Consider the following 10305-nt stretch of genomic DNA (forward strand, 5'->3'; position numbering starts at 1 on the left):
GCACGAGCCGGTACGGGCTTTCCCGCCAGGCGACGGCGAGCAGCTCCCAGCCACCGCGGACGATGTCGGTCACCCGCCGACCTCCCCCCGTAGGTCCACGGGCCGGCGCCCCTGGTTGGCCCCACCGCCGGCGGCAATGTCCAGCCCTCCGGCGAACTGCTGCGCCTGTAGCGTGAACAGCTGCGCGTAGTGGCCGCCGGCCGCGACGAGCTCGTCGTGCGGACCGCGCTCGACGACCCGTCCGCCGTCCACCACCACGATGTGGTCGGCGCGCCGGACACTGGAGAACCGGTGCGAGATGAGCAGGGATGTCGCCCCCTGCGTCAGCTCGAGGAACCGGTCGAAGAACGTCACCTCGGCACGGACGTCGAGCGCGGCGGTGGGCTCATCCAGCACCAGGACCCGGGCGCCGGCCTCCACGGCGTACAGCGCCCGGGCGATGGCCATGCGTTGCCACTCGCCGCCGGACAGTTCGGTCCCGCCCGGGTAGGCCCGGGAGAGCGGCGTGTCCAGGCCATCCGGCAGGGCGAGCAGGGCCTGCGCGATCCCGGCGCGTTGGGCGGCGCGCAGCACCACCGCCCGGTCCGGCGGCACGTGGGAAGCGCCCAGGGCGATGTTCTCGGCGGCCGTCAACTCGTAACGCACGAAGTCCTGAAAGATCACCGCGAACTGGCGCCGCCACAGCACCGGATCGAACGCGGCGATGTCCAGGCCATCGGCGCGTACGCTTCCGTGGGTTGGCTCGTACAACCGGGTCAGCAGTTTGACCAGGGTGGTCTTCCCGGCCCCGTTGACACCCACCACGGCGGTGCATCGCCCGGCCGGCAGTTCCAGGTCGATCCCGTCGAGCACGGCGGAACGTGACCCTGGGTAGCGGAAGACGACCCGGTCGAACGTCAGCGCCGACCGTGGGGTGCCCGCCGGGATGGTGACCCGGGCGGGCCCGCACCGGTGTTCGGCCGCCGACTCGTCGAACCGGTCCCGCAGCCGCCGCAGGGCCGACAGGGAAAGCATCGCCATCTGAGTGCTGGTATCCGCCTCTGGGTAGTATCCGCCCAGCGAGATCGCCAGGATCACCGCCTGTATGCCGAGGGCCAGGGCGGTCAGGCTCACCTGGCCGGTCGCGGCGAGATAGCCGGCGAGGACGAGCGTGCCGCCCGCGAGCAGCAGGCCGATCGACGTCAGCAGAAGGTACGGGGTCAGATAGACCCGTCTGCGCGCCCGCGCGCGGCGCTCCTGGACCGCCAGAGACACCGTGGTGTAGCGGTCGGCCAGCCACTCCGACAGCCCGAACAGGCGGATCTCCTTTGCCGGGACGTCGATCGTGGTGAGGCGGTGCAGGTACTCCGCCTCGCGTTCGCTGCGAACCACCTCCTGCCACACCCGGTTGTACTTGCGCAGCCCGCCGCGCTGGCCGTAGCGGAACAGCATGGTTGTCATGGCGACCGCGAGCCCGGCGGGCCAGGCGACCATCGCGCCGATGATCACTACCAGAGCCAGCAGTTGCGAGTATCGGGCGAGCAATGCGAGCGTGCCCACGCAGGCCTGTCCGGGCGTGCCCCAGTCCCGGTCGAAGCTGCGAACGGCTTCGCTGAGCTCGTCGAGGGTGCGCTGGTCCTCCAGCGGCCCGATGCCAACCGGGCGCAGCAGGAGAGCCATCGCCTCGTCGCGCAGCACACCGTCCACCCGGCGTCGCAGCCACTGGCCCAGGCCGTTGCCGAGTTGGCCGAGGACCTGGATGAGCAGGAAGAGGCCGGCGGCGCAGAGAAACACCCGCATGAGGCGGTCCCACCCGGTGCTGCCGACGCCGCCGTCGACGGCCGCAGGGACGTGGCCGACGACCATACTCGTCAGGATCAGGAAGGCGACCGGCAGCAACCCGAGGACGATGTTCAGGATGGCGAGCAGCAGAACGAGGCCCGGTCCACCGGACGGCAGCAGACGCGCGATCCGCAGGCGGGGGCGCACTGCCTCGTCGACCCAGCGTCCCCAGGTGTCACGCAGGCTGGACGGCCGCGGACGTCGGGCCGCTCCGCTCGTATGCCAGCCTCCCTCGGAGCTCACTGAACGGCCTCTCCAGCGGCTTCCGCAACGTGGGCCTCACCGGCGCGGGCCTCACCGGCGTGGGCTCTGAGCAGCTCGTCGCCGCGTGACGCCAGCCGACCGATCGTTTCCAGCGGGTAGACCGTGGGGTCGTGGTCCCAGTGGATCGACAGCTGGTCGCCCAGGTTCCGTACCCGGACGTACAGGTCCGATCTCGCCTCCAGCAGGTCGTAATAGCCCTTGACCTGCTCTGTCGCTTCCCTGATCCCATCACCCGTATCGGTGCCGCCCGACCTCAGCGACGAGTAGTCGAACACGACACGGCTGTCGGCCCAGATCCTCGACACCATCGGCGTGGTCGCGGCCGTGGGCGTGAGCCAGCGCATTAGGCAGAGCCCCAGACCGTGGTTCGGTGCCGGCGTCTCGGCGGCCAGCGCGTCGAGATACGCCCCCACATCGAGCCCCTGATAGGCGGGAAGGAGCCGGAGGCCCGCGGTCGCGAACCACCCGACCGTCCGCCAGGCCCGCGGCGGGAGAATCGGCCTTCCGCCGGGTGCCGACACCAGGTTGCGGCCATGGTGCATGACCTGGATCCATACTCGGCCGCCGGCCCACTCGGTCAGCACGGCGCCGACGGCGCCGAGGCCGACCACCTCCGGCGCCACGGGGTCGCGGCCCTGCGCCGACGCGCCGGACGGAGACCGCGCCGTCGTGGTGCGCCACAGCCGGACGGCATTCGCCGGGCGGTCGTACGGCCCGGCGGGCAGCCGGACCGCCGTACGCCAGGGCAGCGCATCCCAGTAGCCCCACTCGTCGCGCAGATCGCGCGCCGCATAGTCGTGCAGCGCCTCGGCGCACTCGGCGAACCCGGCGGTGCGGGGCAGCTGGACCGGCTCCTGAGCCCGTAGCGCCGCGAGCGCGATGGCAAGATCATCAGCGACTATGCGCAGGGAGAAGTAGTCGAGCACGAGGTGGTGTGCGACGACGATCAGCCATGGCGCCGCGCCTGGTCTGGACGAGACAAACATGAACCGGACCAGCGGGCCCTGCCCGATGTTCAGGGACGCGGCCAGGTCGCGGCCGAGCCGCTCGACGTACGCGGCCCGGTCGGCGTCCGGGACGAGCGACACGTTCACCGCGAGGATCGGGGGCGGCGACTGCGGCGTCTCGATCTCCTGACGCCACTGGCCGTCGACGAAACGGAATCGGGCACGCAGTGAGTCATGGTGCGACCACAGGTGGGCGACGGCGGCCTCGGCCATCGCGCCGGTCACGTCACGGTTCAGCCGGTAGATCTGGTTGAGCGTCCAGCGACCGGGATGGACCATGCCGGTGTTCAGGGTCGCGAGGAACCAGGCTTGACTCGGCAGCAACGGAACGGTCGTCACGGCACCCCCATCACTTCGCGCTTCGGTCAGTCCTGCCAGATCAACGGCAGGGTGCCGGAGACGAGCCCGTCCCGCACCCGACCGACCCGGATCTTGCCGCTAGTGGTGAGCGGTATCGCCCCCGGGGCGAGCAGGCCCACCCCGGCGACCGCAAGCCCGGTGGCCGCGAAGACGACCTTGCGGACTTCGCCTGCGGTGCGCTCCAGACTCGCCGTGGTGCTCTCCGAGTCGTTGGCCACCTCGCCGACAAGCCACACCGCGTCGTCACCCATACCGGCGCGGGGAGCCTTGACCGCGACGGCCCGGCCGGGCCGCAGTCCCACGACGCCGGCACACGCGTGGCCGATGTCGTGGTTGTAGAAGTTCCTGCCGTTGACGACAAGGGTGTCGTCGACGCGTCCGAGGACGAAGACGTGTCCATGACGGATGAAGCCGAGGTCACCCGTACGAAGCAGACCGTCCTCCAACGGCGCGCGGTGATCAGGCCAGTAGTGGGAGAACACCTGCGGTCCGGAAATCCACAGCTCACCTGTCTTGCCCTCCGCCGCCGGTACGCCGTTGTCGCGTACGACCACCCGCGTCCCCGGCATCGGGACGCCGGACGAGATGACCGTCTCCACCCGTTCCGGGGCACCACCGCCACGGCGAATGCTCATTCGCAGTGGCGGCACCGAAGGCCCACATGTGCTGACGGTCAACGTCGCCTCCGCCATCCCGTACGACGGGCAGAAGCTCTCCGCGCGGAACCCTGCCCCGGCGAACGCGGCGACGAAACGGTCGGCGGTGTCGGAGTGGACGACCTCACCGGCGTTGCGAGCCACCCGCCAACTGCTCAGGTCGAGCGGGTCGGAGGCGTCGTGCCGGATCTTCCGTACGCAGTGTTCGTAAGCGAAGTTCGGCGCGCTGGACAGCGTGCCCCGACAATGCTGGATCGCCTCCAGCCAGGCACGGGGACGGGCGGTGAAGTCGCGCGGGTTCATCAGCACGGACGGATACCCCGAGTAGAGCGGCCGGAGCACGCCGGTCACCAGTCCCATGTCGTGAAAGAGCGGGACCCAGGTCACCGCCAGATCCTGCGGTCCCTCCGCGTAGGCGGTCCTCGCCTGGGCGCACTGGGCGGCAACCATCCCGTGGGTCGCGACCACACCCTTCGGTCTGCCCGTGGAGCCCGAGGTGTACTGCAACAGCAGCGCGTCGTCGGGCTCGGTCATGCCGTACGGACCGTCCTCGCGGTCCTCGGCGGCGTCCAGCAGGCAGTCCCAGGAGACCACCCGAACGGCGAGCTGAGTCGGCAGCGCCGCCTCGACCGTGCCAGTCAGGTCGTCGATGGTCACGAGAAGGCGAGGCGCGCAGTCCCGGACCATTGGCGCCAGGCGGTCGCGGAAGGCACGGGTACGGGAGCCGGCCGGCACCGGGGCGGGCACGGCGATCACACCCGCGTGGACACAACCCAGCAGCGCGCCGGCGAACCGTGGGTCGTTCGGCATGACCAGGACCACGCGGTCGCCCGGGTCCGCGCCGAGGGACCGCAATCCTCGCCCGACACGCTCAGCCATCCTCCACAACTCGAGGTACGAGACCGCCGCGACGATCTGCCCGTCACACCACGTCGAGAAGGCAGTGCGCCCCGGTGCCAGCGACGCCTGTCGCGCCAGGTGATCGAGCACCGTCGTCACCGTTGACATGTCGCTATCGCCTTCCCCCGTTGCGGGTCGACCCACTGCCCGATCGCCGCCTCTCAGCGCGACGGCCGATCGGAGGCGGCGGCGATCCGCTCGGCCAACTGCCCGAGGGAATCCGCCGAGAAGACCCAGTCCTCCTCGACCTCCACGCCCAGCTCACGCTCGAGGGCGATGATGAGCTCGACCGCGAGCAGCGAGTCACCGCCGGCGGCGAAGAAGCTCTGCCCCGCGTCAACGGGCTGCCCCACCACGCGCGAGGAGACCCGCAGAACCGTCGATGCCGTCTCCTCAACGTCCATTGCCCACCTCGCACCCGGCCACGCCGGACTTGCCGGCGCGTTGTCCGGCGAGCGCGGTGGACAGACCGGCGCTGGTGCGGCTGCCGCCCGACACGATCGCCTTCCTGGCGGCGACGCGGTTGATCTTGCCGGTGCTGGTACGTTCCAGAGTGCCGGGCTGCAGCACCGTCACACCACGCAGGCGGGCCCCCACGTCATCGGCGACCAAGGCTACCCACGCCGCCCACTCGGCTGGTTCGCCGTGTTCGGCCTCGACGAGGCAGGTCAGCCCCGACTCCTCGATAGCGATCACGTCCCGGGCCCCCGGGATGGACCGGACGCGGTGCTCGACGACCGCTTCCGCGGTGCCGCCCGTCCGCGTCATCCTGCCGATCACGTGTAGGTATCCTTCCTGGTTGACGTACCCGAGGTCACCGGTGCCGCGCGCCTGGTGGTCCACCGTCCCGCCCTCTCGCGCTGCCCCCCGCGGGATGACGGCGACCTCCCCGATCGAGCCCGCCCGGACCGGGGCACCGTCTCGTTGCACCACGACCTGGACCCCGGCGATCGGACGTCCCACCGACCCGGGGTACGCCAACCACTCCACGGACGAGATCTCCGAGATGACGCCCTCGGACGTTCCGTAGTACTCGTGCAGGATCGGCCCATGGACGTCGAGCGCCTTGCGTTTCACCCATGGCGGGCATGCCGACCCGCCGTGGAACAGGGTGGCCAGCCCGCTGCCGCGCCGCTGTGACGACACGTAGTCGGTCAGCAGGTCGACACTGAGGAAGGCGCTCGCTGCGGAGTGTCTCCGCACCAGGATGTCGAAGCCTCCGGCCGACCAGCCGTGCGCCACGACGACCCCGCTGCCCGCCTGCAGCGCGTAGAGCGCGGGTCCGAGTGTGCCCAGGTGGTACGTCGGGTTTCCCATGACATGCGGTCCGAAGCCGCGGCCGGCCGAGTAGCGATCGAAGACCGCGACGCCCTTGTATGGGTGGTGCGGCCGCGGCTGGTCCACGATCGTGGGTTCGCCGGTGGTTCCGGAGGTGGCGAAGATCAGATGGCCGGCCCGCGCGGCAGGGCGGGCCAGACTCCGCACCCGGCCGGTGACCAGGTCGTCGTACGCGCGGCCGTCACCGCTGGATCCGTCGCGGCCATCGTTGATGTGCAGCGTCGTATTCGCCTCGCGGCGCATCCGCACCGTCACATCCGGGTCGAGGTGACCGGCGTTCATCGGAAACAGACCGAAGCCGAACTTCAGGGCGGCGAGGGCGAGGGCGAAGAACTGCGGACCTGCACGGAGGTCGGTGGAGACCCGCAGTTCGTCCGGCGGACCCGCGCCCCGCAGGGCGTGCCCGATCCGGTCGGCGTGGTCGACCAACGCGGCATATGTGATGCGATCGCCGTCGTCCGTGGCCACCGCAATCCTGTCTGGCTCGACGGACGCCGAATGCCGCGCACTCCAAACATGGACTTTCCGCGCCACTTGAGGCCCCCGTTCATCGCTCCGTGGCTGCCGTCCTGTCGTGCCGCTGAAGATTACTACATCTAAGTATTGAACTAAACCGTGTCCTGTCGGGCGGGTCCGCCCCGGGCTTCGGGACCGGGTCAGCGCAGGGCCGGGTCAGTGCGACCGAGTGGCGACGAGAGCAGGTGAAGTTCCCGGCCCGGGCGCACGTCGGAGGTCCACGGCGTCCACCCGTCGGTGGCCGGAGCGACCTGGACATCGCCACCGTGGCGCTCGCGTTTGCCGACCGCCGCGGTCTCGCGGCGGCACGGGATCACCACCCGGTATGTCATGCTGCTGTCCATGTGAGGCCCAGGACAAGGAAGGAGAACCCGATGTCAGGCTCAATGCTGGACTTCGGCGCGCTGGTTGTCCGTCGCGGGGGATAGGACCTCGGAACTGGTGAGGAATGGCAAGTCGAAACGGTGGTGTGGAAGAGTTTTCAAATTCCTCGCTTGAGATTCCGGATCGCGCGGAATCGCCCTACCGGACCCGTGCGTGTGTGTCGAGAGTTTCAAAATGGATGCTAAACCGTCGGCTTTCGCCGGGACGAAGGCTGTGCGGGCGCCCGCTCAGTTGTCGAGCCGGGCGCGCACGGCGACGTCCGCCGCTGCGGACTGTCGCGCGCAGTCGGCGGAACCGAGCGACGGGCGAGGGCGTCCATCGCCGCCGGCGCGGATCAGTCAGTCGAGCGTTGCGGCGGCTCGCCGTACGAGTTCGGTGAAGACCGGGGGATCGTCAGAGTCGACCACCGGGAAACCCGCGCCGGGATCGCCCTCCCAGTGCAGGCTGATCCCCGGGTTGTGTACGTCGTACCCGTCGTGGACGAATAGGTGCGGGCTGCCCTGCACCGCGTCACCGTGTTCGTGGTAGTCGTGCGTCATCGCGCTGCGGGCGCGTCCGGTGTCGAGTGCCTCGGTCAACGCACCGAGATCGACGGTGGCACAGGCATCGGCGATGTCGAGGATCTCGTGCCGCAGGGAGATGCACCGGCTGTCGCGGAAGAAGGCGAGCCGGAGTGCGATATCGAGTTCTTCGGCGGCGGCCGGCGACTGTTCCTTGGCGGCATGTACCGCCTCGTTGGCCAGCAGTGTCGTGACCGGCCAGGTTGAGGCGTCCGCCTGCCAGGGCTTCCAGCCGAGGCCGGGTTCGAGGGCGCCGACCACGGACAACTCCGCTTCCAGGTATTTCTTCGGGATTGGGAACTGGTTGACGTCCTCCAGCAGGAAGCAGCGGTGGTCCAGGCAAACCCGGCCGTCGAGCCCGGCCTCGGCGCGGGCCCGGAGCAGCCGGTGGATCGTCGCCACCGTGGACCAGCCGCAGGCGATGTCGGTGTAGGTGACGATGGTGCCGGGCTTTGTCTCGGGACGGGCCATGTGCTTCTCCTCCTCGCCTCGTCGCTGCGGCTGTGGTGCCGACGCGGGCGGCACCACAGCCGCAGTGGATCTCCTGACAGGTCTCAGACGGTCAGCGCGACCTTGAGCCAGCCGGGGTCGCGGTCCTGGAACTGGCGGTAGGCGCCGAGTACGTCGGTGAGCGGTTCGTGCCGGGTGAGTAGTTGCGCCGGGTCGACGGTGTCGTTGCTGACCAGCCGGAGCAGTTCCGGGATGTAGCGGCGGTGGTGGCAGTTGCCGCTCTTGACGGTCAGGTTCTTCATCATCGCCTCGCCGAACGGAAACGACGTGACGGTCTGCGGGTATACGCCGACCACGCCGAGGGTGCCGGCCTTGGCTACCGCCTGCACGGCCCAGCGGGCGGCCTTCGTGGGCGCGGCCACCATGTGCTCGGCCGCGGACCGGCCGCCCCGGTTGTTGCGTCGCGCCACCACGTTGGCCTGCACCTGGGCACGTAACTGCTCGATCTCGGAAGGGAGGGGTTCGTCGATACGGCGGTCACCCCATGCCTGCACCACCCGGTTCCAGTACGTGCCGTACGCCCGACGGGTGCCGGGCGACACCGCGGCGGCGACGACCGGCACGTACTCGGCGAAAGTCGGGGCCGGCGGACGGGCCGGCCGTACCTCCAGCAGATCGGCGGGGGAGATGCCCATCCGCTCAAGCAACAGCCGAGCGGCCTCCAACTCGGGCCGGCCGGCGACGCTCTGACTCACGCCCCCTCACCCCCGGCCACGGCTTCGTGCACGCCGGCCAGCAGCCGGTCGAGCGTCGCAAGGGGATACGCCACCAGCACACCGGTGGCGCGGTCGACGGCAAGCAGAACACGATCCCCGGCCGCGAGCCGGCACCACCGACGCACCGCCAACGGCAGAAGCAGGTAACCGCGGGTCGTCGATGCGGTGCACGCCATCGGGGGCCGCACGGACCACGATGATCCCAGCCCGCTCGCGTACGTCCAGGCGGGTTCCCGGCGCCCAACCAAACGCCCGGACGATACTGCGATCAGCGACCCGGCCGCTCTTGTCCACCGCGCTCAACGCGTAGACGGTGTCGCTCACTCGGGCGAGATGGGAATCCGAGGCTGGCACGGGAAGCGGCCGTCGCGCCCGACCCAGCGGCCCTGGATCGGCAGCGGCGCCTCGGGGAATCGCCCTGGGAACTACCGGCGGCACGGAGGCGGTCATCGAGACCACCCCCGCCCCTGCAGGGGGATTACCCATAGTGACGAAAGGCAGTAAATGAGGTGTTCAAGGGGACTTGAACACCTGTACGGATACTGCGCACTGATGCGGAAAATCTGTGTCCGAGGATCGACACAGACCGATGCCCAACACGGGCCGTACCTTTTTGGCGCCATCTCGCTCGGCTGATAGCCACTCTACCTGGAGCGGATGGGGCCCCGGCTGGCAACCGGGGCCCTCGCTCTGGTGCCGAAGCCCCTTCCTGGCACGCCTGTCGGTTGGCAGCCCTTCTGGCTTCAGTTACGTCGTTGGAGCCCTTGTCAACGTCGCCCTCAATCCTGTCTTCCCCAGTGCCCACCGAGCGATGATCCGGCCGTCGTCACCCCCGGTCGACGCCTCGATACGGCGACGGCGGCGTAATCAACGAGTACGAGGCAGCAGCGTGACCTCATCAACGAACACCGAGGTCAAAGCCCCCGCATCAAGTATTGGCACGGTACAGGGGGGATCCCACGGTGGTTGCTGGCTGGAATGCGGAAGCGCGAGCACACCAACCAGCGCCACAACACACCCACACCAATTGATGAGGTCGGCTCCCTGACCGAGGATCATGGCCTGGTACGTCTACGGGCAACCACCGCCGCCCCTCGGCCAGCACTTTGGCTACTGGGCAGACCCACGCGTCCGGCAGGTGGTCGACCGGTACGCCGGCCAACCCCCGCCCGTCTAGCGACATCAGCGCCGAGAGGATTGGCCGTACCCGGTTCAAATAGGGCACGCCGAAGGTTGGGCTCCGGCCGTTCGGCTAGATCCGCGAAGATCCGAG

Annotated in this window: 9 protein-coding genes; all 9 read right to left on the reverse strand. The window is 69.6% G+C overall.

What is annotated here, in order from left to right:
• Positions 1-69 precede the first annotated feature (69 nt).
• The gene (locus tag I0C86_RS45025) at positions 70-2064 is read right to left on the reverse strand and encodes an ABC transporter ATP-binding protein (RefSeq protein WP_196201684.1); all 1995 of its coding nucleotides are present in this window, start codon (positions 2062-2064) and stop codon (positions 70-72) included.
• Positions 2061-3431: a condensation domain-containing protein gene (locus I0C86_RS14210; protein WP_196201685.1), complete on the reverse strand. Its 1371-nt coding sequence runs from the start codon at positions 3429-3431 to the stop codon at positions 2061-2063. Before I0C86_RS14210 ends, I0C86_RS45025 begins: the two co-directional genes overlap by 4 nt.
• 26 nt (positions 3432-3457) lie before the next feature.
• Positions 3458-5116, reverse strand: a complete 1659-nt coding sequence (locus I0C86_RS14215) for an AMP-binding protein (protein WP_196201686.1) — start codon at positions 5114-5116, stop codon at positions 3458-3460.
• A 53-nt stretch (positions 5117-5169) separates the two neighbouring features.
• Complete coding sequence (locus I0C86_RS14220) at positions 5170-5412, reverse strand: phosphopantetheine-binding protein (RefSeq protein ID WP_196201687.1); 243 nt, start codon at positions 5410-5412, stop codon at positions 5170-5172.
• A complete protein-coding gene (locus tag I0C86_RS14225) occupies positions 5402-6880 on the reverse strand; it encodes a class I adenylate-forming enzyme family protein (RefSeq protein WP_323373634.1) in 1479 nt (492 codons plus the stop codon). The genes I0C86_RS14220 and I0C86_RS14225 overlap by 11 nt, the downstream gene beginning before the upstream one ends.
• A 122-nt stretch (positions 6881-7002) precedes the next feature.
• Positions 7003-7194: a hypothetical protein gene (locus I0C86_RS14230; protein WP_196201689.1), complete on the reverse strand. Its 192-nt coding sequence runs from the start codon at positions 7192-7194 to the stop codon at positions 7003-7005.
• Between the two features lie 390 nt (positions 7195-7584).
• Positions 7585-8277 carry a DsbA family oxidoreductase gene (locus I0C86_RS14235; protein WP_196201690.1) on the reverse strand — a complete coding sequence of 231 codons (693 nt, stop codon included), beginning with the start codon at positions 8275-8277 and terminating at the stop codon, positions 7585-7587.
• A gap of 83 nt (positions 8278-8360) precedes the next feature.
• Positions 8361-9011, reverse strand: coding sequence for an MDR/zinc-dependent alcohol dehydrogenase-like family protein (locus tag I0C86_RS43370; protein ID WP_230394137.1), 651 nt, complete (start codon positions 9009-9011; stop codon positions 8361-8363).
• Complete coding sequence (locus I0C86_RS14245) at positions 9008-9220, reverse strand: hypothetical protein (RefSeq protein WP_196201691.1); 213 nt, start codon at positions 9218-9220, stop codon at positions 9008-9010. Before I0C86_RS14245 ends, I0C86_RS43370 begins: the two co-directional genes overlap by 4 nt.
• Between the last annotated feature and the right edge of the window lie 1085 nt (positions 9221-10305).

The organism is Plantactinospora alkalitolerans, assembly GCF_015690345.1.
In the GTDB taxonomy this organism is placed as follows: Bacteria; Actinomycetota; Actinomycetes; order Mycobacteriales; family Micromonosporaceae; genus Plantactinospora; species Plantactinospora alkalitolerans.

What these genes read in the sequence shown, in the direction of transcription:
- I0C86_RS14215 (WP_196201686.1), bottom strand. Translation starts at nt 5,116, where the DNA reads ATGTCAACGGTGACGACGGTGCTCGATCACCTGGCGCGACAGGCGTCG.
- I0C86_RS14220 (WP_196201687.1), bottom strand. Translation starts at nt 5,412, where the DNA reads ATGGACGTTGAGGAGACGGCATCGACGGTTCTGCGGGTCTCCTCGCGC.
- I0C86_RS14230 (WP_196201689.1), bottom strand. Translation starts at nt 7,194, where the DNA reads ATGACATACCGGGTGGTGATCCCGTGCCGCCGCGAGACCGCGGCGGTC.
- I0C86_RS14235 (WP_196201690.1), bottom strand. Translation starts at nt 8,277, where the DNA reads ATGGCCCGTCCCGAGACAAAGCCCGGCACCATCGTCACCTACACCGAC.